General features: G+C 64.2%; 21 protein-coding genes. 12 read left to right on the top strand and 9 right to left on the bottom strand.

From position 1 onward, the window contains the following. Positions 1–11: 11 nt before the first annotated feature. On the bottom strand, positions 12–1,502 hold the full coding sequence (locus AC1D1Y_RS17570) for an amino acid permease (RefSeq protein WP_477683447.1): 1,491 nt from the start codon (positions 1,500–1,502) through the stop codon (positions 12–14). Positions 1,503–1,692: 190 nt separating this feature from the next. Here AC1D1Y_RS17570 and AC1D1Y_RS17565 point away from each other — a divergent pair, with 190 nt between their 5' ends. Continuing rightward, the gene (locus tag AC1D1Y_RS17565) at positions 1,693–2,658 is read left to right on the top strand and encodes a helix-turn-helix domain-containing protein (RefSeq protein WP_477683446.1); all 966 of its coding nucleotides are present in this window, start codon (positions 1,693–1,695) and stop codon (positions 2,656–2,658) included. Between the two features lie 141 nt (positions 2,659–2,799). Here AC1D1Y_RS17565 and AC1D1Y_RS17560 read toward each other — a convergent pair whose 3' ends face one another. From AC1D1Y_RS17560 to AC1D1Y_RS17545, 4 genes are all read right to left on the bottom strand, one after another. Next, the gene (locus AC1D1Y_RS17560; protein WP_477683445.1) at positions 2,800–3,918 is read right to left on the bottom strand and encodes a 2-aminoethylphosphonate--pyruvate transaminase; all 1,119 of its coding nucleotides are present in this window, start codon (positions 3,916–3,918) and stop codon (positions 2,800–2,802) included. A gap of 41 nt (positions 3,919–3,959) precedes the next feature. Beyond that, the gene (locus AC1D1Y_RS17555) at positions 3,960–5,675 is read right to left on the bottom strand and encodes a putative 2-aminoethylphosphonate ABC transporter permease subunit (RefSeq protein ID WP_477683444.1); all 1,716 of its coding nucleotides are present in this window, start codon (positions 5,673–5,675) and stop codon (positions 3,960–3,962) included. After that, positions 5,675–6,727, bottom strand: coding sequence for a putative 2-aminoethylphosphonate ABC transporter ATP-binding protein (locus AC1D1Y_RS17550; RefSeq protein WP_007870282.1), 1,053 nt, complete (start codon positions 6,725–6,727; stop codon positions 5,675–5,677). Before AC1D1Y_RS17550 ends, AC1D1Y_RS17555 begins: the two co-directional genes overlap by 1 nt. Positions 6,728–6,847: 120 nt before the next feature. Then, on the bottom strand, positions 6,848–7,897 hold the full coding sequence (locus AC1D1Y_RS17545) for a putative 2-aminoethylphosphonate ABC transporter substrate-binding protein (protein ID WP_477683443.1): 1,050 nt from the start codon (positions 7,895–7,897) through the stop codon (positions 6,848–6,850). A 184-nt stretch (positions 7,898–8,081) separates the two neighbouring features. Between AC1D1Y_RS17545 and AC1D1Y_RS17540 the strand changes: the two genes are divergently transcribed. The 7 genes from AC1D1Y_RS17540 to AC1D1Y_RS17510 all read left to right on the top strand — a co-directional run bounded on the left by AC1D1Y_RS17540 (position 8,082) and on the right by AC1D1Y_RS17510 (position 16,244). Then, on the top strand, positions 8,082–8,891 hold the full coding sequence (locus AC1D1Y_RS17540) for a phosphonate utilization associated transcriptional regulator (protein WP_477683442.1): 810 nt from the start codon (positions 8,082–8,084) through the stop codon (positions 8,889–8,891). Next, the gene (phnA, locus tag AC1D1Y_RS17535; RefSeq protein WP_477683441.1) at positions 8,878–10,116 is read left to right on the top strand and encodes a phosphonoacetate hydrolase; all 1,239 of its coding nucleotides are present in this window, start codon (positions 8,878–8,880) and stop codon (positions 10,114–10,116) included. The genes AC1D1Y_RS17540 and phnA overlap by 14 nt, the downstream gene beginning before the upstream one ends. Positions 10,117–10,194: 78 nt before the next feature. Continuing rightward, on the top strand, positions 10,195–11,616 hold the full coding sequence (gene phnY / locus AC1D1Y_RS17530; protein ID WP_477683462.1) for a phosphonoacetaldehyde dehydrogenase: 1,422 nt from the start codon (positions 10,195–10,197) through the stop codon (positions 11,614–11,616). A gap of 16 nt (positions 11,617–11,632) precedes the next feature. Continuing rightward, the gene (locus AC1D1Y_RS17525; RefSeq protein ID WP_477683440.1) at positions 11,633–12,202 is read left to right on the top strand and encodes a phosphonate degradation HD-domain oxygenase; all 570 of its coding nucleotides are present in this window, start codon (positions 11,633–11,635) and stop codon (positions 12,200–12,202) included. After that, on the top strand, positions 12,192–13,049 hold the full coding sequence (locus AC1D1Y_RS17520; RefSeq protein ID WP_477683439.1) for an EamA family transporter: 858 nt from the start codon (positions 12,192–12,194) through the stop codon (positions 13,047–13,049). The genes AC1D1Y_RS17525 and AC1D1Y_RS17520 overlap by 11 nt, the downstream gene beginning before the upstream one ends. A gap of 19 nt (positions 13,050–13,068) precedes the next feature. Further along, the gene (locus AC1D1Y_RS17515; RefSeq protein WP_477683438.1) at positions 13,069–13,827 is read left to right on the top strand and encodes an FkbM family methyltransferase; all 759 of its coding nucleotides are present in this window, start codon (positions 13,069–13,071) and stop codon (positions 13,825–13,827) included. Beyond that, positions 13,827–16,244, top strand: coding sequence for a GcvT family protein (locus tag AC1D1Y_RS17510; protein ID WP_477683437.1), 2,418 nt, complete (start codon positions 13,827–13,829; stop codon positions 16,242–16,244). Before AC1D1Y_RS17515 ends, AC1D1Y_RS17510 begins: the two co-directional genes overlap by 1 nt. 8 nt (positions 16,245–16,252) lie before the next feature. Here AC1D1Y_RS17510 and AC1D1Y_RS17505 read toward each other — a convergent pair whose 3' ends face one another. The 3 genes from AC1D1Y_RS17505 to AC1D1Y_RS17495 all read right to left on the bottom strand — a co-directional run bounded on the left by AC1D1Y_RS17505 (position 16,253) and on the right by AC1D1Y_RS17495 (position 19,041). Further along, positions 16,253–17,653 carry a sensor histidine kinase gene (locus AC1D1Y_RS17505; RefSeq protein ID WP_477676094.1) on the bottom strand — a complete coding sequence of 467 codons (1,401 nt, stop codon included), beginning with the start codon at positions 17,651–17,653 and terminating at the stop codon, positions 16,253–16,255. 183 nt (positions 17,654–17,836) lie between these two features. Beyond that, entirely contained in the window at positions 17,837–18,511 is a 675-nt protein-coding gene (locus AC1D1Y_RS17500; RefSeq protein WP_007870259.1) for a response regulator, read from the bottom strand. Positions 18,512–18,618: 107 nt separating this feature from the next. Then, entirely contained in the window at positions 18,619–19,041 is a 423-nt protein-coding gene (locus AC1D1Y_RS17495) for a MarR family winged helix-turn-helix transcriptional regulator (protein WP_477655591.1), read from the bottom strand. Between the two features lie 261 nt (positions 19,042–19,302). On the opposite strand from AC1D1Y_RS17495, the gene recA reads away from it, so the two are divergent. Together recA and recX are read left to right on the top strand one after the other, a co-directional pair. Further along, complete coding sequence (gene recA / locus AC1D1Y_RS17490) at positions 19,303–20,445, top strand: recombinase RecA (protein WP_436157222.1); 1,143 nt, start codon at positions 19,303–19,305, stop codon at positions 20,443–20,445. Positions 20,446–20,537: 92 nt separating this feature from the next. Further along, on the top strand, positions 20,538–21,029 hold the full coding sequence (gene recX, locus AC1D1Y_RS17485; protein WP_477683436.1) for a recombination regulator RecX: 492 nt from the start codon (positions 20,538–20,540) through the stop codon (positions 21,027–21,029). 2 nt (positions 21,030–21,031) lie between these two features. Here the strand turns inward: recX and argC are convergent, their stop codons facing one another. Next, a complete protein-coding gene (argC, locus tag AC1D1Y_RS17480) occupies positions 21,032–21,943 on the bottom strand; it encodes an N-acetyl-gamma-glutamyl-phosphate reductase (protein WP_477683435.1) in 912 nt (303 codons plus the stop codon). 290 nt (positions 21,944–22,233) lie between these two features. Between argC and sucC the strand changes: the two genes are divergently transcribed. Continuing rightward, positions 22,234–23,394: an ADP-forming succinate--CoA ligase subunit beta gene (gene sucC, locus AC1D1Y_RS17475; protein ID WP_477683434.1), complete on the top strand. Its 1,161-nt coding sequence runs from the start codon at positions 22,234–22,236 to the stop codon at positions 23,392–23,394. 18 nt (positions 23,395–23,412) lie between these two features. Continuing rightward, complete coding sequence (gene sucD / locus AC1D1Y_RS17470; protein ID WP_477655578.1) at positions 23,413–24,306, top strand: succinate--CoA ligase subunit alpha; 894 nt, start codon at positions 23,413–23,415, stop codon at positions 24,304–24,306. Positions 24,307–24,372 lie beyond the last annotated feature (66 nt).

The raw sequence follows: 24,372 nt of genomic DNA, 5'->3' as shown, positions 1-24,372 counted from the left end.
CGCCTTGTGGTTCAGGGATGGGCGGCGGCGCGGCCCTTTTCGGCCAGGCTGATCGCGAATTCTTCTTCTGGTGAGAGGATCAGCCGGTGCCGGCCCATTACCGCGAAGTAGCTGACGCCGATGGCGAACCACAGCGCGACCCAGAGCACGCCGATGCGGTAGATCGGGTCGCTGAGCTGGAAGTAGATGGTGACCAGCGCGATCAGCAGGGTCAGCACGGCGCCCGGCACGCCCAGCGGGCTGCGGTAGGGGCGCTCCATGTTTGGCAGCTTGCTGCGCAGCCGGATAAAGGACAGCGCCTGCATCACATAGGAAAACATGGCGCCGAAGACCGCCATGTTCAGCAAGGTGCCGCCGATCACGGCGGAGCCCTTGTCGACGCCCAGCGTGAACCACAGCACGAACATCACCACCAGCGCGACCACCGAGCCGACGATCATGGCGATGTGCGGCGTCTTGCGGCTGCCGTGCGTGACTGACAGCGCCGAGGGGAAGTAGCCGGCCCGGCTCAGCGAATAGATCTGCCGGCCCTTGGCGAAGATGATGGTGTGGAAACTCGCCACCAGGCCCAGTACCGCCACCAGCGCCAGCACCTTGGCGATGCCGCTTCCGTAGATCGCCTTGAAGCCGTCCAGCAGCGGCTCGGCCGAGGTGCTGAGCGCGTGCGAGCCTATGCCGGCGACCGAGGGGTTGAGCCACAGGATCATGAAGGCGGAAACAATCAGCGTGAAGATGCCGGCAATGATGCCGCGCGGCATGTCGCGGCGCGGGTCCACCGACTCTTCGGCCGCCAGTGGCAGCTGCTCGATGGCCAGGAACAGCCAGACGGCAAAAGGCAGGGCCGCGAGCACGCCGCCGAAACCCATCGGCAGGAAGGGGCCGCGGCCCTCGGGCAGCACGGCGCCGCCGGCGCCCACGTTCATGGCCCAGCGCGCGAAGTCGATCTTCGGCAGGGCGCTGACCCAGAAGGCCACCAGGCAGGCCAGCGCCAGCAGCGTGACGGCCAGCGTGATCTTGAAGGACAGCTCGACGCCGATGATGTTCAGGCCTATGAAGACGACGTAAAAGCCTATCCACCACAGCGGCTGCCAGGCCGGCGGCGTGCCGAAGATGCTGCCCATGTAGCTGCCGATGAAAAACACGATGACGGCCGGCGTCAGCACGTATTCCACGTTCTCGGCCAACCCGGTCAAAAAGCCGCCCCAGGGCCCCATGGCGGTGCGGGCGAAGGAATAGGCACCGCCGGTGTGCGGCAGCGCGGGCGACATTTCGGCCAGCGAAAAGGTCAGCCCCAGGTACATCACGGAAATGATGATGGTGGCCAGCAGCATGCTGCCCCAGCCGGTGGCCAGGCCCAGGTTCCAGCCGGCGAAGTGGCCCGAGATCACGGCGCCCACACCGAGGGCCCAGAGCGACCAGACGCCGGCATAGCGACGCAGTCCCCTCTTTTCAAAGTAGCTGCCGTCGACTTTCGCGTACTGGACGCTGGAACGTTCTGACATGGGTACCTCCTTAGAGCTTGCAGGGTTGAGGGCCCGGTGGGGCCACCTTGCATCCTAGGGCGGGGGTGGGCGCGCTGAAATCCCATTTCGGCAAGTTGCGCGGATGAGGCGCCGGCAAAGTGAGCGAAAGTAAGTCGAACTGTTTCAAAGCGTAGCTTGCATGCGGCACGAATCCTGCAAGAATGCGGCGATGGCACATCCTTCCGATACCGCCCAGCCGGCCCCACCGGCTCTGTTGTCTCACGCGTCGTTTGCCGACGCGGACGAGCAGGCCGCTGCGCTCACGGGCTGGAACCAGAGCTACCTGCAGCTTTCGCGCGGTGCGTTCGGCGGAGAAGTGCGACAGCTTGAGTTCGCGGGCTTGCGACTCTTTGTGGAAAGCCTTCGGGAATCGGTCTACCAGACCGGCCAGATCCGCGAAGGTGCGCTGGCCTTGGGTTTGCCGCTGCAGGTTGATGGGCCCAGTGTGTTTTGCGGCGCGCCCAGTGATGCAGGGGCGCTGCATGTGTTTTCGGGCGAGTCGGGTTTTGAGTTCCGCTCGTCCCGCCGCCATGTGATGTTGGGACTGGAGCTGGATGAGGCTGCCTGGCGCCGCTGCGGTGAGCATGACCCGGCGCTGCAGGCCCGGCTCGGTGCGCAGGCCGGCTTGCGCCGGCTGGACGGCGCGGCGCAGGCGGGGCTCAGGCAGTGCCTGACCGGCGTGCTGGATACCGTGGAAGCGGCCCCTGCGCTGCTGCAATCGCCCGCCGTGCAGGCCGCCATGCTCGACACGGTGATGGAGCAACTCGGCCGGGTTCTTGCACCGACGGGTAGCGTCGATTCTGTCGGCACCCACGGGCATTGGGCGCTGACGCGGCGCGCCCGCGAGCTGGTGCATGCGCAACTCGATCAGCCGCCCACGGTGCTGGCGCTGTGCGAGCAACTCGGCGTGAGCCGGCGCACCTTGCAAAACGGTTTTCAGACAGCGCTGGGCATCAGCCCATTGGCCTATCTGCGCGCCGTGCGCCTGAACGCCGCCCGGCAGGCGCTGAAGACCGCCACGTCCGTGACGGCGGCTGCAACCGACCTGGGGTTTTGGCATTTTGGTCATTTCGCGCACGACTACCAGCAAATGTTTGGCGAGCTGCCCTCCGAAGCATTTCGCCGAAATCACTAGGCCCCCACGCTCCCCACTTCGTGTGGTTCGCTGCCCCCCGAGGGGGCCGCTGCGCCTGCGGCCCGGCAAAGCCGGTTCCGCGGCCCCTGCTGGTGAAGACACGTTGCCAGGTCCTACGACCCGCGAGCGTGGGATCTCTGTTCAGGCGGCTGGAGCGGCAGAGGTGATGCCCATGTCCTGCAGGGCACCCGCTACGGCCTGGACTGCCTGCGCCATCTCGTTCGGGCCTATGGCGCCTATGCAGCCGACCCGGAAAGTTTCCACCTGGGTCAGCTTGCCCGGGTATAGGACAAAACCGCGATCTCGTGCGGCGGCATAGAACTTCTTGAAGTCGTAGCGGCTGTCGGCCGGTGCGTGGAAGGTCACGATGATGGGCGCCTGGATGGCCGGGTCCAGGAAGGGCTTGAAGCCGAGTCGGGCCATGCCGTCGACCAGCGTGCGGTAGTTGTCCTCATAGCGGGCCAGGCGCGCGGGCTGGCCGCCTTCTTCCTCGAACTGGGCAATCGCCTCGGCCAGCGCCACCACCACGTGGGTGGGCGGCGTGAAGCGCCACTGCGTGGTCTTTTCCATATAGGCGTACTGGTCGTGCAGGTCCATGGCCAGTGACTGGCTGCGGCCGGCGCAGCCGTCGAGCACCGCCTTGCGGATAAAGACGAAGCCCATGCCGGGCACGCCCTCCAGGCATTTGCCGCTGGCGGCCACCAGCGCGTCGAAGTGCACCTTGCGCGCGTCGATTTCAATCGCGGCGAAGGAGCTCATGGCATCCACCAGCAGGCCCTTGCCATGGGTTTTGCAGACGTCGGCCACTTCCTTGAGCGGGTTGAGCACGCCGGCGCCGGTCTCGCAATGGATCAGCATGACGTGGGTGATGCTGGTGTCGGCTTCCAGCATGGCGTCCAATGCGGCGGGCGAGACCTGGGCGGCCTCGTCGAAAGGCATGACGGTGCAGCGCCGGCCCATCAGCGTGGTGAGTTTTGCCGCGCGTTTGCAGTACGCGCCGTTGTCCATCACCAGTACATGGCCGTCGCGTGGCACCACGGTGGCCACCGCCGCCTCCACGCTGAAAGTGCCGCTGCCCTGGAGCGGCACGACGACGTGCGAATCCTGACCGTGGATGACGTCCAGCAGGCTTTTGCGCACGCTGGCGGTGACGGCGTTGAAATCGCTGTCCCAGGAGCCCCAGTCTTTGAGCATCGCGAGCTTGGTGCGCAAGGTGGTCGTTAACGGACCGGGCGTCAAAAGGATTTTGTCTCTGTCCATGGGTTTGTCTCTTTATGGAAGTCGCGGGAAAAGGTCAGGAATCAACGTGAACTGGTGCGCCAAGCTTGTGTGCGGCGGTTGACCCACCATGCGAGCGCCATGAACAGCAGCGTGGCAATGCTCGAGGCAGCGCCTATCAGCACCGCCATGGCCGCCGCGGCGCCGATCTCGCCGGCCTCGTCGAGGTTCAGGATGGCGATGGAGGCGACCTTGGTTTCGGGCGAGTAGAGGAAGACGACGGCGGAGATCGTCGTCATGGCGTTGATGAAGAAATAGCGCGCGATGTCGACCAGGGCCGGCGTGCAGATCGGCAATGTCACGCGCCAGAAGGTCTTGAAGAAGGGCACCTTGAGCGAGGCGCTGACGGCTTCGAATTCACCGTCGAGTGCCTTGAGCGCCGTCACGGCCGTGAGGTGGCCGGTGGTGTAGAAGTGCACGATGGTGCACAGCGTGAGCAGGGTCAGCGTGTGGTACAGCCCGTTCAGCGGGTTGTCGGGTGCGTTGAAGAAAAAGATATAGCCCAGGCCCAGCACCAGGCCGGGCACCGCCATGGGCAGCATGGCCAGCATGCGCACAAAACCGCGCAGGCCATCCATGCCCTTGGTTTTTTCGAGCAGGTAGGCGCTGACGAACACCAGGGCGGTGCCGAAGAAGGCCGTGCCCGCCGCCATCTTGAGGCTGTTGAGGAAGCCGACGCCGACTTCCGCATCGACCAGACCCATGGTGTAGTGGCGCAGGCTGGGCGTGAGGTTGTAGGGCCAGAAACTCGCGAAGGAGGCGAACACCGCCATGCCCAGCATGGCCAACACCAGGAAGGCAATCGCGCAGCAGTACAGCGTCATGGCCCAGTCGTAGCCGCGCGAGGGCGTGGGCCGGTAGGGCACGGCGCGCGCCGTCAGCATCGCGGTCTGGCGCTTGCTGACGTATTTGTCGACCGCGAAGGTCAGCACGGCCGGCGCCAGCAGCAGGATGGCGACGACCGCGCCCTTGGCGAAGTCCTGCTGGCCTATGACCAGCTTGAAGACGTCGGTGGCCAGCACGTTGAAGTTGCCGCCTATCACTTTCGGAATGCCGAAGTCGGTCATGACCAGCGTGAAGGTGACCAGCGCCGCCGAGATCAGGCCGTACTTGGCGCCTGGCAGGGTGATGGTGAAGAACTTGCGCCTGGCGCTGGTGCCCATGGCGTCGGCGGCTTCATACAGGCGCGCGTCCGACAGCGTGAGCGCCGTGACCAGGATCATCAGCGCGTGCGGGAACACCGCGAAACATTCGGCCACCACGATGCCGGGCGCGCCGTAAATCTGGTCTATGCCGATGCCCTGCATCCAGCCCTTGAGCACGCCCTGGTTGCCGAACCAGTAGATCAGCGAAATCGCCGACAGCAGCGAAGGCGCCAGCAGCGGGATCAGCGTGATGCCGCGAAACAGCGCCTTGTACTGCATGCAGGAGCGCGCCAGCGCGTAGGCAAACCCAAAGGCCAGCGGCACGGCGACCAGCGTGACGACGGCCGACACCCAGAGGCTGTTCCACAGGCTCTCGAGCAAGGCGGGTGTCTTGGCGTATTCGATGAAGTTGTCGAACCAGACGAAGCCGCCGGATTTGTCGAGCAGTGCCTGCTGCAGGATGGCCAGCAAAGGCGCGGCGAGGAAGGCGACCAGGACCAGGGCGACCAGCGCCAGGGCCGCGTAGGCGATGTGGTCTATCCAGTGCGCACGCTGCCTGACCATGGGCGGCGCGGGGGGCGTGAAGACCGGCATCAGAACACCTTGATGCGCTCGGGCAGCAGTTTGAGGGGCAGCGAGGAGCCGACCTGCAGCGATTGTTCCGACAGGAAATTGAGCGAGAGGTAGACCGTGAGCTTGTGGCCGCCCAACGCGGGCGAGGCCACGTGCACGTGGCAGAAGGAGCCCAGGAATTCGATCTTCTCGATGGTGGCGTCGAACACATGGGCGTCGCCGGCGGCAATCGGCCGGGCCAGCACGTCTTCGGGGCGCAGGTAGATCTTGGCCTCACGGTCTGCGCCGTCGCAGGGCAGGCACAGCGCGCCGAACTTCATTTCGCCGCCGCTGACGCGCACCGGCATCACATTGACCTTGCCGACAAAATCGGCCACAAAGGGCGAAGCCGGTTCGCGGTAAATCTCCATGGGCGTGCCGACCTGCTCGATCAGGCCGTGGTTCATCACCACGATGCGGTCGGCCACGCTCAGGGCTTCCTCCTGGTCGTGCGTCACCATGATGGTGGTCACGCCGAGCTTTTGCTGCAGCGCACGTATCTCCTGGCGCAGCCGTACGCGCTCCAGCGCGTCCAGCGCCGACAGCGGCTCGTCCAGCAGCAGCAAACCCGGCGAGGTGGCCAAGGCCCGCGCCAGCGCAATGCGCTGCTGCTGGCCGCCCGAGAGCTGGCTCGGGTATTTGGCTTCGCTGCCCGGCAGGCCCACCAGCTTGACCAGCTCGCTCACACGTTTGGCGGCCTCGGCCTTCGGCGTCTTGCGGTTGACCAGGCCATAGGCCACGTTGTCGGCAACGCTGAGGTTGGGGAACAGCGCATAACTCTGGAACACGATGCCGTAGTCGCGCAGCGCCGGCGGCAGCCGCGAGATGTCGCGGCCTCCCTGGTGCACCTCACCCGAGGTCTGAACCTCCAGGCCCGCGATGATGCGCAGCAGCGTCGTCTTGCCGCAACCCGATGGACCGAGGAAACAGACAAATTCGCCCTTGCGGATGTCCAGGTTGATGTCTTGCAGCGCGGTGAAGCCGCCGAACTCCTTGCGGATGTGGCGCAGGTTCAGAAAGGTGTCTTGGGTCATTCGTGGATTACCTGGACAGGGGCGAGGTATCAAGCAAGCAGCCGCGTGGAACCGGCTTTGCCGGGCCACAGCGGCTGTCCCCCTGGGGGGAGACAGTGGCCGAAGGCCGCCGACAGGGGGCTACTTCTTCTCGGTTTTGGAGTTATAGCGCTTGGTCCACTCGTTCAGGATGCGCTCGCGGTTGTCGGCGGCCCAGTTGAAGTCCATCTTGACGAGGCGGGCTTCATAGTCTTTTGGCACATTGGCCAGCGGTGGCGCCAAGCCGGGCTGCGCGGTGATCGCGAAGTTCTTGCCGTAGAGCATCATGGCGTCCTTGCTCGACGCCCAGTCGGCCAGCTTCTTGGCGGCGTCCAGTTTCTTGGTGCCCTTGTGGATGGCAAACGCTTCCAGGTCCCAGCCCAGGCCTTCCTTGGGGAACACGAGGTCGATGGGCGCGCCTTTGGCTTTGTTGGTGTTGCCGCGGTACTCGAACGAGATGCCGGCCAGGAACTCGCCGGCGGCCGCCATGTTGCAGGGCTTGGAGCCCGAGTGGGTGTACTGCGCGATGTTTTCATGCAGCGCGTCCATGTACTTCCAGCCGCCGCCTTTGCCGTCCTTGTCGCCGAACAGCGTGAGCCAGGCGGTCACGTCGAAGTAGCCGGTGCCGCTCGAGGCAGGGTTGGGCATGACGATCTGGCCTTTGTAGATGGGCTTGGTGAGGTCCTGCCAGGTTTCCGGCGTGGGGATGTTCTTCTTCTTGGCTTCGACGGTGTTGAAGCACACGGTGGCGCCCCACACGTCCATGCCGAACCAGGCGGGAACCTTTTTCTTGTCACGGTACTGACTCATGATCCCATCAAGATTGATGGGCGCATAGGGCTCGAGCATGCCCTGCTTGTCGAGCAGCGCCAGGCTGGAGGCGGCCACGCCCATGATGGTGTCGGCCTGCGGGTTGGACTTTTCGGCGAGCAGCTTGGCGGTGATCACCCCGGTCGAGTCGCGCACCCATTTGATCTCGATGTCGGGGTAGACCTTGTTGAAGCCTTCCTGGTAGGCCTTGATCTGGTCGGTCTCCAGCGCGGTGTACACCAGCAACTGGGTTTTCTGGGCGAAGGCGCCGGAGGAGGCGGCGAGTAAGCCAAGAAGAGCGATCGCCTTTGACAGGGATTTGAGTTGGGTAGCCAGCTGCATAAAAAGTCCTTTGTGGAAAGCCTGCAATGTTGTGACTCGTTCGTGTCGGAGGTGACACTGCGATGACCACCTGTGTACAGGCTGCCAACCCAGCTCATTTTTTATTTAACGCCGACCCTTCTATCTTGTCAATTGTTTATTGCAGATTGTTGACAATCTACATTTTTGTGCTTCAATTCAGGGCATGAACGCTGCTTTGCATCCCACCATCGCGCAACTCCAGAACAGCTCCCTCACCACAGTGGTGCAGCAGGAAATCGAGCGTGCCATCCTTGCCGGCGAATACGAACCCGGCAGCAAATTGATCGAAGCCACGCTGGCTGAAAAAATGGGCGTCTCGCGCGGTCCGGTGCGCGAGGCCTTTCGCATGCTTGAAGAGGCCGGCCTGGTGCGCACCGAGAAGAACCGCGGCGTCTTTGTCCGCGACATTCCCATCGACGAGGCCGTCGAGATTTTCGACCTGCGCGCGGCCATGGACGAACTCGTCGGCCGCCGGCTCGCGGAGAACGTCACCGCGGCCGAACTCAAGGAACTCAAGGCCCTTGTCGATGCCATGGAGAAAGCGGTCAAGGCCGAAGACCCCCATGCCTACCACCTGCTGAACCTCACCTTCCACGACCGCATGGTCGAGATGGCGGGCAACCGCAAACTGACCGAGATCTACCGCAAGCTCATCAAGGAGCTTTCGCTGTTCCGGCGCCTGAACCTCGCGGACGGCTGGCTCATGCCAATGTCGGCCAATGAGCACCGGCAGATCGTGAAGGCCATTGCCTCGGGCGACGCCGACACGGCCGGCCGCGCGATGTTCCAGCACGTGATCGAAAGCAAGGAACGCACGATAGAAAACGACCTGCGGCGCCAGGCGGGGCAGCAAGCCGATCCGGCAGCCACCAAGCCGGTCTCCGTCAAGCTCGTCTCCAGCAGCTCCGGCGCGCGCAAGGAAAAAGACAACAAGGACAAAATGAAGGAAGGGCCATCACGTGGCAAACGCTGAACCGGCAACCGAATTGAAAGTGAACGGCCGGGCGTACAAGCTGCCGGCCAAACCCACGGTGGTGGTGTGCGTGGACGGCTGCGAACCCGACTACCTCGCGCAGGCGGTGGCGACGGGCCAGATGCCCTGGCTCAAGCGCACGCTGGCGCTGGGCTCTGGCTTGACGGGCGACTGTGTCGTGCCCAGCTTCACCAACCCCAACAACCTCTCCATCGTGACCGGCGTGCCGCCCAGCGTGCACGGCATCTGCGGCAACTACCTGTTCGACACGGCGAGCGGCACCGAGGTCATGATGAACGACCCCAAGTGGCTGCGCGCGCCCACGCTGCTGGCCGCGCTGTCCGATGCCGGGAAATCCCTGGCGGTGGTGACGGCCAAGGACAAGCTGCGCAAGCTGCTGGGCCACCAAATGAAGGGCATCTGCTTTTCGTCCGAAAAAGCCGACCAGGTCACGCTCGAGGAGAACGGCATTGAGGACGTGCTGGGCCTGGTGGGACAGCCGCTGCCCAGCGTCTACAGCGCCGATTTGTCGGAGTTCGTCTTCGCGGCCGGTGTCAAGATCATGCAGAAGTACAAGCCCGACGTGATGTACCTCTCGACCACCGACTACGTGCAGCACAAGCACGCCCCCGGCACCGACGGTGCGAACTCCTTCTACCGCATGATGGACGGCTACATGCAGCAGCTCGAGGACCTGGGCTGCGTGATCGTGCTCACGGCCGACCACGGCATGAACGCCAAAGTCGCCATGGACGGCACGCCCGACGTGATCTACCTGCAGGACTGGTTCGACAACTGGCTGGGCGCCACCATCGCGCGCGTGATCCTCCCGATCACCGATCCCTATGTGGTGCACCACGGCGCGCTGGGTTCCTTTGCCACGGTCTACCTGCCGGAAGGCACCAACATCGAGGTTGCGCGCAAACGGCTGGCGGCGCTCAAGGGCATGGAGCTGGTGCTTTCGCGCGAGCAGGCCGCCGAGCGCTTCGAGCTGCCGCCCGACCGCATCGGCGACATCGTGGCGGTGTCCGAGCGTTTCACCGTGATCGGCACCTCGGCCTCGCGTCACGATCTCTCGGCACTTGAAGTGCCGCTGCGTTCGCATGGCGGCATGAGCGAGCAGCGCGTGCCGCTGATCGTGAACCGCGCCCTGCCCGGGCTGGACCGCAACCGGCGATTCCGCAATTTTGACGCCTTTGACCTGGCGCTCAATTACGCCCAGTAAGCTCAGCCTCCAAGTCCCTACCGTCCCGAAAGCCGCAGAGTGATTGACCAATACATCCAGGACCATCAGCTCAACACCATGCGCCTCGCGGGCCGCAAGGTCGGCGCAGACCGCGGCGGCGACCGCGCCATCGAGGTGTTCAATCCCTATACCGAAAAGCTGCTGGGCACCGTGCCCAAGGCCACGTTGGAGGAAGTGCGCGATACCTTCGCCAGGGCGCACGCCTACAAAGCGCAGCTCACGCGCTACGAACGCGCCGCCATCCTGAACCGCGCGGCGGCCATCATCCAGTCGCGCCTCTCGGAGGTCGCGAACCTGATCACCGCCGAAGCCGGCCTGTGCCTCAAGGACGCGCTGTATGAGGCCGGCCGGGTCAGCGACGTGCTGCTGTTCGGCGCGACCGAGGTGCTCAAGGACGACGGCCAGATCTTCAGCTGCGACCTCACGCCGCACGGCAAGAAGCGCCGTGTGTACACACACCGCTCGCCGCTGCTGGGCGTGATCACCGCCATCACGCCCTTCAACCATCCGATGAACCAGGTGGCGCACAAGGTGGTGCCCAGCATCGCGACCAATAACCGCATGGTGCTCAAGCCGTCCGAGAAGGTGCCGTTCTCGGCCCTGCTGTTCGCCGACATCCTGTACGAGGCCGGCCTGCCGCCCGAGATGCTCAGCGTGGTGACGGGCGATCCGCGCGAGATCGCCGACGAGCTGATCACGAATCCGCTGGCCGACCTGGTGACTTTCACGGGCGGCGTGGCCATCGGCAAATACATCGCCTCCAAAGCCGGCTACCGCCGCGTGGTGCTGGAGCTCGGCGGCAACGACCCCATCATCGTGATGGAGGACGCCGACATAGCCGAAGCCTCGACGCTGGCCGTGCAGGGGTCCTACAAAAACTCGGGCCAGCGCTGCACCGCCATCAAGCGGCTTCTGGTGCATGAGGCCGTGGCGGGCGAGTTCGTGGAACAGGTACTGGCCAAGACCCTGGCCTGGAAGTACGGCGACCCCGCCGACAAGGCCAACGACATGGGCACGGTGATCGACGAGCAGGCCGCCATGCTGTTCGAGTCGCGCGTTAACGAAGCTGTGGCGCAAGGCGCGAAGCTGCTGGCCGGCAACCAGCGCCGCGGCGCGCTGTATTCACCCACGCTGCTGGACCATGTGTCGCCGCGGATGACGGTGGCGCGCGAAGAAACCTTCGGCCCCGTTTCGCCGGTGATACGTTTCAAGAACATCGACGAAGCGATTGAGATATCGAACGGAACAGCCTACGGCCTGTCGAGCGCGGTCTGTACCAACCGTCTGGACTACATCAACCGCTTCGTCAGCGAATTGCACGTCGGCACGGTCAACGTGTGCGAAGTGCCCGGCTATCGCCTTGAGCTCACCCCCTTCGGCGGCATCAAGGACTCAGGTCTGGGCTATAAAGAAGGCGTACAGGAAGCGATCAAGAGTTTTACCAACCTTAAAACTTATTCGCTCCCCTGGAATGCATGACCTGTGAGGAATTCACATGCTGAGTTTTGACGACATCGAACGCCTTTTTGAAGAGCGCGGCGGCGAACAATACAGCGGCGAACCGGTGACGCAACTGCAGCATGCGCTGCAAACCGCGGCGCTGGGCGAGGCCGAAGGCGCGAGCGATGCGCTGGTCACCGCCGCCCTGCTGCACGATCTCGGCCATCTTCTGCACGACCTGGGCGAGACGCCTTCGCTGCGCGGTGTGGACGACGTGCATCAGTACCGCGCGCTGCCATTCCTGCGCGGCCTGTTTCCCGACGCGGTGCTGGACGCCATAAAGCTGCACGTGGATGCCAAGCGCTACCTGTGCGCGGCGCGGCGCGGCTACCACTCCAGCTTGTCGGCCGACTCCAAGCGCAGCCTGCTGCTGCAGGGCGGAATTTTTTCGGCCGAGGAAGCCGCGCATTTCATCGCCCAGCCCGGCGCCGCGGATGCGGTGAAGCTGCGCCTCTGGGACGACCTCGCCAAAGACGCGGACAAGGCCACACCGCCGCTGGCGCACTACCTGGCGAGGGCGCGGCGCTGCACCCTCGTTGTTTCCGGGCCTGCGCTTGCCGTCTGAAATCCTGGTCCTGACCTGGCCGGTGGTGGGCGCCGTGCTGTTTGGGGCGCTGCTGCACGCCGGCTGGAACGCGCTGGTCAAGTCCAGTATCGACAAGGCGCTGGACATGGCGGTCATTCACCTCATCGGCTCCGTGCTGGCCCTGCCGCTGGTGCTGCTGGTAGGCTGGCCGCGGGCTGAAGCGTGGCCATTCATCGGGGCCTCGGTACTGATCCATATCGGGTACTACATTGCCACCACGCGCGCTTACCAGCATGGCGACCTGGGGCTGACCTACCCGCTGATGCGCGGTGTCGCGCCGCTGCTGGTGGCGCTGTCGGCCAGTTTCACGCTGGGCGAAACGCTCGCGCCGCTGGCCTGGGCAGGCATTCTGGGCATCTGCTGTGGCGTGCTGGTCCTGGGCTTGAGTCGCCATGCCCTGCATGCGCCCAAGGCCGTTGGTTTTGCGCTGGCCAATGCGCTCATCATTGCCATCTATACCGTAGTCGATGGGCTGGGCGTACGCGCCTCAGGCAACGCGCTGCAGTACGTTGCCGCCCTCTTTCTGTTCGACGGCTGGCCCTTCGGCCTGCTGATGATGGCGCGGCGCGGGCGCGCCATGGCCGGTTATGCGCGCCACCGCTGGCCGGTGGCCACCGGCGGCGCGCTGGCTTCGCTGGGGTCCTACGGCATCGCGCTGTGGGCCATGACACGCGCGCCGGTGGCCACGGTGGCGGCGCTGCGTGAAACCTCGGTGCTGTTCGCCGTTCTACTCGGCGCGATATTCCTGAAAGAAGCATTCACCGTGCGGCGCGTCATCGGCACGGCCGCTATCGTTGCGGGTGTGATGGCGCTGCGCCTGGCATGACCAGCTCTATACTGACAAGATGCCTTTCGTCTCTTACACGCGCAACTTCGAGGACGTGATACTCAATCGCGTATTCGACTCGGTCTCGCAGGGGTTTTATGTCGACGTGGGTGCATACCACCCGGCCGTCGACAGCAATACCTACGCGATGTATTTGCGCGGTTGGCGCGGTGTGGCGATCGAACCAGCGCCCGGCATGGCGAGCCTGTGGGCCGAGTTGCGCCCCAGCGACGTCTTGATCCAGGCCGCGGCCGGCGCGGGGAGCGGCCACACCACATTTTTCACGTTCGGCGATGTCCACCAATATTCGACGACGACACCCCAGACCGCCGACCGGCATCGTTCGGCAGGTGCGCCGGTCAAGGCAACGATGGTCCCCCAGGTTTCGCTCAACGACGTGCTGGCCAGGCACCGGCCCAGCGGCGACATTCACTGCGTCAGCATTGATGTGGAGGGCGGTGAACGCGCCGTACTGGARGGCCTGGACCTGCGACGGTACCGGCCTTGGGTCATCATGCTCGAGAGCGTCGAGCCGGGGCGGCCGGTGCCCAACCATATGGGCTGGGAGCCGCTGCTGATCGCCCACGACTATGAGTTTGTCTATTTTGACGAGGTGAACCGGTTCTATGTTGCGAAGGAGCAATTGCAGCTGAAGCGGTTCTTTGCGTGCGGTCCCTGCGTCTGGGACGACTTCATCCACATCGACCTGGTCACGGCGCGCAGCGAGTTGGCGCAGGCGCGCGCCGAGCTGGAACAATTGCGGCTGCGCAGGCCCTGATGCTTCCCTCGCACGCACAGGTCGTGATTGTCGGCGGCGGCATCGCCGGCTGCTCGGTGGCTTACCACCTGGCAAAAATGGGCAAAACCGACGTGCTGCTGCTCGAGCAAGGCAAGCTCACCAGCGGCACCACCTGGCATGCGGCAGGGCTGGTCGGCCAGATGCGACCCAACCGCAACATGACGCAGATGAGCAAGTACGGCATTGAGCTGTATGCGTCGCTGGAAGCCGAAACAGGCCTGGCCACGGGCTGGAAACAATGCGGCAGCGTCAACGTGGCGCGCACGCCCGAGCGCATGAAGGTGCTGAAAAAACAGGTCGCCATGGCCAACAGCTTTGGTGTCGAATGCCACGAGATTTCGACGCAGGACGCCGGCGACAGATACCCCATCATGCGCACCGATGATTTGCAGGGCGCGATCTGGCTGCCGGGCGACGGCAAGGCCAACCCGGCGGACCTGTGCATGTCGCTGGCCAAGGGCGCGCGCAACCGCGGCGTGAAGATGGCCGAGGGCATCGAGGTCACCGGCGTCATCACCGAAAACGGCAAAGCGGTGGGCGTGCGGACGACGCAGGGCGAGGTGCGCTGCGAAGTCATCGTCAACTGCGCCGGCCAGTGGGCTCGGCAGTTCGGCAAGCTCGCGGGCGTGAATGTGCCGCTGTATTCGGCCGAGCATTTCTACATCGTCACCGGCAAGATTCCAGGCGTGCATCCCATGCTGCCGGTGATGCGCGACCCGGACGGCTTTATCTACTACAAGGAAGAGGTCGGCGGACTGGTGATGGGCGGATTCGAGCCGCAGGCCAAGCCCTGGAAGATGGACCCGATTCCGTCCACCTTCCAGTTCGAGCTGCTGGATGAGGACTGGGACCAGTTCGAACCGCTGATGACGGCGGCGCTGCACCGCACGCCCTGCCTGGAAACGGCCGAGGTCAAGATGCTGCTCAACGGCCCGGAAAGCTTCACGCCGGACGGCAATTTCATACTCGGCGAAGCGCCCGAGCTGCGCAACTTTTTTGTCTGCGCGGGTTTCAACTCGGCCGGCATCGCCAACAGCGGCGGTGCGGGCCGGCTTATGGCCGAATGGATTGTGGGCGGCGAGCCCAGCACCGATTTATGGGACGTGGACATACGCCGCTTCGGCAGCTTCACCGGCAACCGTAAAGCCTTGGCAGAACGCACCGGCGAAACCCTGGGCCTGCACTATGCGATGCGCTGGCCGCGGCAAGAACTGGAAACGGCACGGCCGCTGCGGACTTCGCCGCTGTACGACATCCTGGCCGCCAAAGGTGCGGAGTTCGGCAGCAAGAATGGGTGGGAGCGGGCAAGCTATTTCAGGCCAGAGGGGATGGCATGTCCCGACTACACGCTGGGGAAACCCGGCTGGCTGCCCTGGATGATTGAAGAGCAGAAAGCCACACGCGAAGCCGTGGCCCTCTACGACCAGACTTCCTTCTCGAAATACCTGCTGCAGGGCCGTGATGCGCTGGCGGTACTGCAGCGCCTGTGCGCCAACGAGATGGACGTGTCCATCGGCAAGATGGTCTACACCGCGATGCTCAACGAGCGCGGCGGTTTTGAGAGTGACCTCACGGTAATGCGCCAAGCCACGGATCGCTTCCTGGTCATCACCGGCTCGGCGCAGACCGTGCGTGATTTCGACTGGATCACACGGCATATCGGCGAGGCGGAGCATGCACTGTTGACCGACGTATCGGCGATGTACTCGGTGCTCTCGGTCATGGGCCCGAAAGCGCGCGAGTTGCTGGCGCTCGTGAGCCCCGACGATCTGTCGCCCGAGGCGCTCAAGTTCTCGTGGACGAAGGAGATCGACGTCGGCTTTGCGCGCGTGCGCGCGGCCCGCATGAGCTATGTGGGGGGGCCGGGATTTGAGCTCTACACGCCGATTGAAATGGCGCGCCACGTCTACCTGGCGTTGATGGAGGCCGGCCAGGCGCTGGGCATTCGCGATGCGGGCTATTACGCGCTGGATGCGCTGCGCATAGAGCAGGGCCGGCGCGCCTGGGGGGCGGAATTGGGTCCGGACGAAACACCGTGGGAGGCCGGGCTGGCTTTCAGTGTCAAGCTCGACAAGCCCGCCGATTTCATCGGCAAGGCCGCGCTGCTGCGCACCCAAGGCCTGCCGCTGCGCAAAAAACTGGTCACGCTGGTGTTTGACACGGCTGACGATTTTGCCTGGGGCGGTGAGGCCATCGTGCTGGGCGGCCTATCGGTGGGCGAGATTTCGTCGGTCGGCTGGAGCCCGCTGGCCGGCGCCTGCGTGGCGCTGGGCTATGTGCGCGGCGATGTCGCGAACCAGGCGCATGCCGGAACGCCGGCGCAGATCGAGTTATGGGGTGAGCGCGTCGCCGTCAAACTCTACGACCGCTGGCCGCTACCCGCCAAAGCGGGCTGAGCGCTCCCTTATCCGCCTTCAGGTAAATCCATACCTACGAAGCGCACGGTCACGCGCGTGCCCGGCGTTTGCGGGTGCCCCGGCAAGGCGGCATCCTCGATCGAAATCGTCGCACCGTGCTGCTTGGCGATTTCCAGCACGATGGCCAGGCCCAGGCCGGAGCCGTCGACATTGGTGCCCAGCGCGCGGTAAAAAGGCTGGAACACCAGCTCGCGCTCCGACTCCAGGATGCCCGGCCCCGAGTCTTCCACCAGCAGCACCAGCACGCCGCTGAAGCGGTCGGTCATCAGCCGCAGCGTGACCTGGCCTTTCTCGGGCGTGTAGTTGATGGCGTTGTCCAGCAGGTTGCGCACCAGCTCCTTGAGCAGGGTGGCGTTGCCTTCGAGCTGCGTCGCCTGCTCACCGGCGTCGGGGCCGTCGTAGCCGAGGTCAATCTGTTTTTCGAGCGCGCGCGGCACCGAGTCGGCCATCACTTCCGAGACGATGTGCACCAGGTCGATGTGCTGCTTGGCCAGGCTGCGGCCTGTCGTTTCGGCGCGCGCCAGGGCCAGCAGCTGGTTGACGGTGTGCGTGGCGCGTATGCTCGCGCGGCCTATGTGCTTGAGCGATTTCTTGAGCTCGTCGGCATCGGTCTCGCGCTGCGCCAGGTCGGCCTGCATGCGCAGGCCCGCCAGCGGCGTCTTGAGCTGGTGGGCGGCATCGGCCAGGAAGCGCTTTTGTGTGGTCAGCGAGACCTTGAGCCGGCTCAGCAGGTCGTTGATGGAGGACACCAGCGGCGCGACCTCCTCGGGCACCGCGGTTTCGTCGAGCGGGCTCATGTCGTCGGACTTGCGCGCGCGTATGCGCTTTTCGAGCTGGGCCAGCGGCTTGATGCCGCGCACCAGCGCCAGCCACACCAGCAGCACGGCCAGCGGCAGCGTGACGAACTGCGGCACCATGGTGCCCTTGACGATTTCGGTGGCCAGGGTCTTGCGCTTTTCCAGCGTCTCGGCCACCTGCACCAGCACCGGCAGCGAGCTGGCCGGTGCGCCCTTCACGTCGACCTTGAGCCAGGTATAGGCCACGCGCACGTCTTCGCCCTGGATTACGTCCTCGCGCAGCCGCACCTCGCCGTTGGTGGGCTTGTCTTCGTCGGGCGGCGCGGGCAGGTCGTGCTCGCCGCTCAGGTGCTCGCCCTGCGTGCCCACCACCTGGTAGTAGACGAGGTCGGTGTCGTCGGCGCGCAGGATTTCGCGCGCGGGCGCCGTCAGGGTGAACTGCACCTGGTTGTTCTTGACCACCACCAGCTTGGCCAGCGCCTGCACGTTGTATTCGAGCGCGCGGTCAAAGGGCTTGCCCGCGATGTTCTGCGCCACCAGCCAGGTCAGCGCCAGGCTGATGGGCCACAGCAGCAGCAGCGGCGTGAGCATCCAGTCGAGGATTTCGCCGAAGAGGCTGCGGCGTTCGCGCTGGAAGAGTCTAAGGGCCACGGATCAAAAAGCGTGGGAGCAGTTCACTCGCCGCGCGTTTTCTTCACGCCAGCAGGGGCCGCAGGCGCAGCGCCCCCTCGGGGGGCAGCGAACCACACGCAGTGGGGAGCGTGGGGGCCACATTCACCCCGGGATCTTTTCAAGGCAGTAGCCTAAGCCGCGCACGGTTGCGATCCGCACCGGCCCTTTTTCAATCTTCTTGCGCAAGCGGTGGATGTAGACCTCGATCGCGTTGTTGCTGACTTCCTCGCCCCATTCGCAGAGGCGCTCCACCAACTGGTCCTTGCTGACCAGCCGTCCGGCACGCTGCAGCAGCACTTCGAGCAAACCGAGTTCGCGCGCCGACAGCTCCAGCATCTGGCCGTCTATGGTGGCAACGCGGCCGGCCTGGTCGTAGACCAGCGGGCCGTGCTTGATGGTGCTGCTGGCGCCGCCCATGCCGCGGCGTATCAGCGCGCGCACGCGGGCTTCGAGTTCCTGCAGCGAAAAGGGCTTGGCCATGTAGTCGTCGGCGCCGTAGTCCAGGCCCTTGACGCGTTCTTCCACGCTGTCGGCGGCCGTCAGGATCAGCACCGGCATGGCCGAGCCGCGGGCGCGCAGGCGCTTGAGCACTTCCAGGCCGTGCATGCGCGGCAGGCCCAGGTCGAGGATGAGCAGGTCGAATTCGGTGTTGGTCAGCAGCGCGGCGTCGGCTTCGGTGCCGCTGGCCACGTGGTCAGCCGCCGCACCGGAGGCGCGCAAAGTGCGCAGCAGGCCATCGGCCAGCACCTGGTCGTCTTCGGCAATCAGAATACGCATGGTTGTCTCCAGGGATCGGTCCACAATACGAAGTCTGCGGGCCGGTGTTTTACTTCTTCAGCAAATTTTAGGCTTTTGTCGCCCCAGGTTTGCTGACGTTGCCAGGGTCAAGCGCCAGCATAAGCTTCAAGTCCCAGCGCCACCACGGTCGCCACATCATGCCCCACGGCCTGGCGGAATTCGTCCTCGGCCCGGCGAACCGCCTGGTGGAAAGCCTCCAGCCAGAGCAGGCCCGACTCGGTAAAGACCACGCGGCGCGCCCGTTTGTCGTGCGGGTCGGGCTGGCGCGTGACCAGGCCCCAGGCTTCGCACTGGTCGACCAGGTCGCCCATGGCCTGTTTGCTCATGCCGGCGCTTTGCGCCAGGTCGGTCAGGCGCGAGCCGCCCACCGCGAGGTGGCGTGTGATGTGGATGTGCGCGGCACCGACCTGGTCGCGCGCGGCCAGGTTGGACAGCGCCAGCGGCACTTCCACGCTGCCGGCCATCAGCGAGAGCACGCGCTCGTCGAAGCGGCGCAGCGCGTGGCCCATGAGCCGCCCCAGGTGGGTTTGCCGCCAGCCGGCCTCGGTCGCCCCGAAGGGGCTGGGCAGGGGAGGTGGGAGTGTTGTGGAGGTCGTTTCCACCATGAAAATCATGGTAACCCAATTGATCAGGCAAACTGACTAAAAATAGGGTTTACTTATTTTTATCGCGCCCATAAAGTACTGGTCATGCATCCAGCGCTGTGATTAAAAGCAGAGGCCGGAATCCAGGCAACAAGTTTTACATCATTGATTTTCAAGGAGTTTTTCATGGAACTGACCAGCAAACTGAACCCAGCCCAAAACCCCGTGCAAACCGCCGCGCTGAACACCGAAAAGGCCAAGGCCCTGCAGGCCGCGCTGGCCCAGATCGAAAAGCAGTTCGGCAAAGGCACCATCATGAAGCTGGGTGACGGCGAAGTGATCGAGGACATCCAGGTCGTTTCCACCGGCTCCCTGGGCCTGGACATCGCCCTGGGCGTGGGCGGCCTGCCGCGCGGCCGTGTCGTCGAAATCTACGGCCCGGAATCCTCGGGCAAGACCACGCTGACCCTGCAAGTCATCGCCGAAATGCAAAAGCTGGGCGGCACTTGCGCCTTTGTGGACGCCGAGCACGCGCTGGACATCCAGTACGCGCAAAAACTGGGCGTCAACCTGCAGGAACTGTTGATTTCCCAACCCGACACCGGCGAGCAGGCGCTTGAAATCGTCGATTCGCTGACCCGCTCCGGCGCGGTGGACCTGATCGTGGTCGACTCGGTGGCGGCGCTCACGCCCAAGGCCGAACTTGAAGGCGAAATGGGCGACTCGCTGCCCGGCCTGCAGGCCCGCCTGATGAGCCAGGCGCTGCGCAAGCTCACCGCCACCATCAAGAAGGCCAACTGCATGGTCATCTTCATCAACCAGATCCGCATGAAGATCGGCGTGATGTTCGGCTCGCCCGAAACCACCACCGGCGGCAATGCGCTGAAGTTCTACGCCTCGGTGCGCCTGGACATCCGCCGCATCGGCTCCATCAAGAAGGGGGAAGAGGTGATCGGCAACGAAACCCGGGTCAAGGTGGTCAAGAACAAGGTGGCCTCGCCGTTCAAGACGGCGGAGTTCGACATCCTCTACGGCGAGGGCATCAGCCGTCTGGGCGAGGTGCTGGACCTGGGCGTGGCCGGCCACATCGTCGAGAAAGCCGGCGCCTGGTACGCCTTCAACGGCGAAAAAATCGGCCAGGGCCGCGACAACTCGCGTGAATTCCTCAAAGAAAACCCCGAACTCGCGATCGAGATCGAAAACAAGGTGCGCGAATCGCTGGGCATCCCGCTGGTGCAGGTTGCCGGCGGCGTGGACGCCCCGGCTGAAAAGCCGGCCAAGGCAGAAAAAGCCGAGAAAGCTGAAAAGCCCGCCAAGGCGGCTGCCTGATTTTTGATGCCAAATAAGGCTCTGACCCAGTTGGAGCATGCGCTGGTAGCTATTAAAAAGCTAGCGCGCGTGTTGGGCTCGGCCTGTTAGCCATGGAAAATCCGGTAGATCACAAGCCAGCCAAACCCGCCCGTCGTGCGGGTTTTGGCCTTTCTTTGAAGGGCCGCGCGCTGCGTTACCTGGCCGCGCGTGAGCATTCGCGCGCCGAGCTGGAGCGCAAGTTGGCGCCGCATGAGGAAACTCCCGGCCAGCTGGCCAAGGTGCTTGACGATCTCGAAGCCAAGGACTTCATCAGTGAGGCGCGGGTGGTTGAGTCAGTGATCAACCGGCGTGCCGGGCGGTTTGGCGCGGCACGCATCAAGCATGAGTTGTTGACCAAGGGCCTCAGCGCTGAGCGGGTGGCCGGCGCGGTTGCCAGCCTCAAAGGCAGCGAACTGGAACGCGCTCAGGACATCTGGCGCAAGAAGTTTGAGGGTCCCGCGCCCGACGCTGCGGCGCGGGCAAAGCAGATGCGGTTTCTGGCAGCGCGAGGCTTTGGCGGCGACGTGATCCGCCGCGTGGTGTCCCAGGCGGATGAGGACTGAGCTTACAAGCTCAACATTAACTTCAGGTTTTGCACGGCGGCACCTGAGGCACCTTTGCCGAGATTGTCCAGCCGTGCCACCAGCACCGCCTGGCGATGCTCTTCGTTGGCGAACACGCGCAACTCCATCTTGTTGGTGTCGTTGAGTGCCAGCGCGTCCAGTTTTCCCGATTCAGGTGCGGCTTCCACCGTCACCCATTCGCTGCCGGCGTAGTGTTTGGCCAGCATGTCCTGCAACTGCGCGCCGGTCGGCTTGCCGGGCAGCAAATCCAGGTGCAGCGGCAACTGCACCAGCATGCCTTGCTTGAAGTTGCCGACCGAGGGAATGAACACCGGGCGGCGTGACAGGCCGGTGTATTTCATGATTTCGGGCAGGTGCTTGTGCTTCAGGCCCAGGCCGTAGAGTTCAAACAGGGGCGCGGTGCCGGCCTCGTAGTCTTCAATCATCTGCCGCCCGCCGCCGGAGTAACCACTCACGGCGGGAAGGCTCAAAGGGAAATCGGCCGGTATCGCGCCGGCGTCGACCAGCGGGCGGATCAGCGCGATCGCGCCAGTGGCGTAGCAGCCGGGGTTGCCGACGCGGTCGGCGGTCGCCACGGCGGCGCGTTGCGTCTGCGTCAGTTCGGGAAAGCCGTAGACCCAGCCAAGCACGGTGCGGTGGGCGGTGGAGGCGTCGATGACTTTGGGTTTCTTGCCAGTGAGGCTGTCAATCATGGCCACCGACTCGCGGGCCGCGTCGTCGTGCAGGCAGAGGATCACCATGTCCACCTGCGCCATCAGCGCGCGCTTGGCCGCGGCATCCTTGCGCAACTCGGGCGCGATGCTGACCAGCTCGATCTGCGGCATGGCTTGCAGCCGCTCGCGGATTTGCAGGCCCGTGGTGCCGGCTTCTCCGTCAATAAAAACTTTGGGCATGGGGACTTCCAGGTGCTGACAACAGAAACTAAATACGCAAATAAGGCAAACAAAGCAAATACAAGGTCACGGGGCCGCTAAAAACACCTGAAAAAGCCCATTTCGGCGCCATTTCGGGGTGTAAGCCCGGCACAAGAATTGTGCGTCGCACCATGATACAGTTCTGCGTTGCTGCCTGCAGTGACCGCCGACGTGGTTTTTTGGGCCGGTGTGGCCTGTTTCCGACACCCCACAGCCCTGCCCCAAATCCCAGTTGCACCCCCTCTTTTACTGAATTCTGAAGGTTTTTCATGAAAATTCACGAGTACCAGGGCAAGGAAATCTTGCGCAATTTTGGTGTGCCTGTGCCGCGCGGCATTCCGGCCTTCACGGTGCAGGAAGCGGTGGAAGCCGCCCAGAAGCTGGGCGGCCCGGTATGGGTGATCAAGGCGCAAATCCATGCGGGCGGACGCGGCAAGGGCGGCGGCGTGAAGGTTGCCAAGACCATCGAGGACGTCAAGCGCATTGCCGGCGAAATCCTGGGCATGCAGCTGAAGACGCACCAGACCGGCCCTGAAGGCCAGAAAGTCCGCCGCCTCTATATCGAAGACGGCGCCGACATCCAGAAGGAATACTACGTTTCGGCCGTGACCGACCGTGAATCGCAGAAGGTTGCCTTCATCGCTTCCAGCGAAGGCGGCATGGACATCGAAGAGGTGGCCCATTCCAACCCCGAAAAAATCATCAAGGTGTTTGTCGATCCGCTGGTCGGCATGACGGACGCCCAGGCGAAAGAAGTCGCCGCCGGCATCGGCATGCCCGCCGACTCCGTGCCACAGACCGTCGACATCCTGCAAAAGCTCTACAAGTGCTACATGGACACCGACGCGTCGCTGGTTGAAATCAACCCCCTGAACCGCAACAGCAAGGGCGAAGTCATGGCCCTTGACGCGAAGTTCAACTTCGACGCCAACGCGCTGTTCCGCCACCCTGAAATCGTCGCCTACCGCGACCTGGACGAGGAAGACCCGGCCGAAGTCGAAGCCAGCAAGTTCGACCTGGCCTACATCAGCCTGGACGGCAACATCGGCTGCCTGGTCAACGGCGCCGGCCTGGCCATGGCGACCATGGACACCATCAAGCTGTTCGGCGGCGAGCCGGCCAACTTCCTGGACGTGGGCGGCGGCGCAACGGCTGAAAAAGTCACCGAAGCCTTCAAGATCATGCTGAAGAACCCCGATGTCAAAGGCATCCTGGTCAACATCTTCGGCGGCATCATGAAGTGCGACACCATCGCCGACGGCGTGATCACCGCCTGCAAGGCCGTGAACCTCTCCGTTCCGCTGGTGGTGCGCATGAAGGGCACCAACGAAGACCTGGGCAAGAAAATGCTGGCGGACTCCGGTCTGCCCATCATTGCCGCAGACACCATGGCCGAAGCCGCGACCAAAATCGTGGCCGCCGTCAAGTAAGCCCAGGAGAACACAAGCATGTCGATCTACATCAACAAACACACCAAAGTCATCACCCAGGGCATCACCGGCAAGACCGGCCAGTTCCACACCCGCATGTGTCGCGACTACGCGAACGGCAAAGAGGCCTTTGTGGCCGGTGTGAACCCCAAGAAGGCCGGCGAAGACTTCGAAGGCATCCCGATTTTCGCCAACGTGACCGAGGCCGCCAAGGCCACCGGCGCCACGGTGTCGGTCATCTATGTGCCGCCCGCGGGCGCTGCCGCCGCCATCTGGGAGGCCGTGGAAGCCAACCTCGACCTGGCCATCTGCATCACCGAAGGCATCCCGGTCAAGGACATGCTGGAAGTGCGCAACCGCATGAAGGCCAAGGAAGCCGCCGGCGGCAAGAAGACCCTGCTGCTGGGCCCCAACTGCCCCGGCCTGATCACCCCCGACGAAATCAAGATCGGCATCATGCCGGGCCACATCCACCGCAAGGGCCGCATCGGCGTGGTCAGCCGCTCCGGCACGCTGACCTATGAAGCCGTGGCGCAGCTCACCGAAATCGGCCTGGGCCAGTCCAGCGCCGTGGGCATCGGCGGCGACCCGATCAACGGCCTCAAGCACATCGACGTGATGAAAGCCTTCAATGACGACCCGGAAACCGACGCCGTCATCATGATCGGCGAAATCGGCGGCCCCGACGAGGCCGAAGCCGCCCAGTGGTGCAAAGCCAATATGAAAAAACCGATCGTCGGCTTCATCGCCGGCGTGACGGCTCCGGCCGGCAAGCGCATGGGCCATGCCGGTGCGCTGATTTCCGGCGGCGCCGACACGGCCGATGCCAAGCTGGCCATCATGGAAGCCTGCGGCTTCACCGTGACGCGCAACCCCTCGGAAATGGCCAAGCTGCTCAAGGCGCTGCTGTAAGGCGGCCAGAGGCGGCGGCGGTCGTAAGCATTAATACGAACGCTGCCCGCGCCTATCCGGGCTAAA

Source organism: Polaromonas sp. P1_G1, assembly GCF_056405595.1.
This window is presented reverse-complemented; position numbering and strand designations above follow the sequence as displayed.

Excerpts from the sequence above, each read along its gene's own strand:
- AC1D1Y_RS17510 (WP_477683437.1), top strand. The coding sequence starts at position 13,827 with ATGCTTCCCTCGCACGCACAGGTCGTGATTGTCGGCGGCGGCATCGCC.
- sucC (WP_477683434.1), top strand. The coding sequence starts at position 22,234 with ATGAAAATTCACGAGTACCAGGGCAAGGAAATCTTGCGCAATTTTGGT.
- AC1D1Y_RS17505 (WP_477676094.1), bottom strand. The coding sequence starts at position 17,653 with ATGCTCACGCCGCTGCTGCTGCTGTGGCCCATCAGCCTGGCGCTGACC.
- AC1D1Y_RS17570 (WP_477683447.1), bottom strand. The coding sequence starts at position 1,502 with ATGTCAGAACGTTCCAGCGTCCAGTACGCGAAAGTCGACGGCAGCTAC.
- sucD (WP_477655578.1), top strand. The coding sequence starts at position 23,413 with ATGTCGATCTACATCAACAAACACACCAAAGTCATCACCCAGGGCATC.
- AC1D1Y_RS17545 (WP_477683443.1), bottom strand. The coding sequence starts at position 7,897 with ATGCAGCTGGCTACCCAACTCAAATCCCTGTCAAAGGCGATCGCTCTT.
- AC1D1Y_RS17565 (WP_477683446.1), top strand. The coding sequence starts at position 1,693 with ATGGCACATCCTTCCGATACCGCCCAGCCGGCCCCACCGGCTCTGTTG.
- recA (WP_436157222.1), top strand. The coding sequence starts at position 19,303 with ATGGAACTGACCAGCAAACTGAACCCAGCCCAAAACCCCGTGCAAACC.
- AC1D1Y_RS17560 (WP_477683445.1), bottom strand. The coding sequence starts at position 3,918 with ATGGACAGAGACAAAATCCTTTTGACGCCCGGTCCGTTAACGACCACC.
- phnY (WP_477683462.1), top strand. The coding sequence starts at position 10,195 with ATGCGCCTCGCGGGCCGCAAGGTCGGCGCAGACCGCGGCGGCGACCGC.
- AC1D1Y_RS17555 (WP_477683444.1), bottom strand. The coding sequence starts at position 5,675 with ATGCCGGTCTTCACGCCCCCCGCGCCGCCCATGGTCAGGCAGCGTGCG.
- AC1D1Y_RS17495 (WP_477655591.1), bottom strand. The coding sequence starts at position 19,041 with ATGGGCCACGCGCTGCGCCGCTTCGACGAGCGCGTGCTCTCGCTGATG.
- AC1D1Y_RS17540 (WP_477683442.1), top strand. The coding sequence starts at position 8,082 with ATGAACGCTGCTTTGCATCCCACCATCGCGCAACTCCAGAACAGCTCC.
- recX (WP_477683436.1), top strand. The coding sequence starts at position 20,538 with ATGGAAAATCCGGTAGATCACAAGCCAGCCAAACCCGCCCGTCGTGCG.
- AC1D1Y_RS17550 (WP_007870282.1), bottom strand. The coding sequence starts at position 6,727 with ATGACCCAAGACACCTTTCTGAACCTGCGCCACATCCGCAAGGAGTTC.
- argC (WP_477683435.1), bottom strand. The coding sequence starts at position 21,943 with ATGCCCAAAGTTTTTATTGACGGAGAAGCCGGCACCACGGGCCTGCAA.
- AC1D1Y_RS17525 (WP_477683440.1), top strand. The coding sequence starts at position 11,633 with ATGCTGAGTTTTGACGACATCGAACGCCTTTTTGAAGAGCGCGGCGGC.
- AC1D1Y_RS17500 (WP_007870259.1), bottom strand. The coding sequence starts at position 18,511 with ATGCGTATTCTGATTGCCGAAGACGACCAGGTGCTGGCCGATGGCCTG.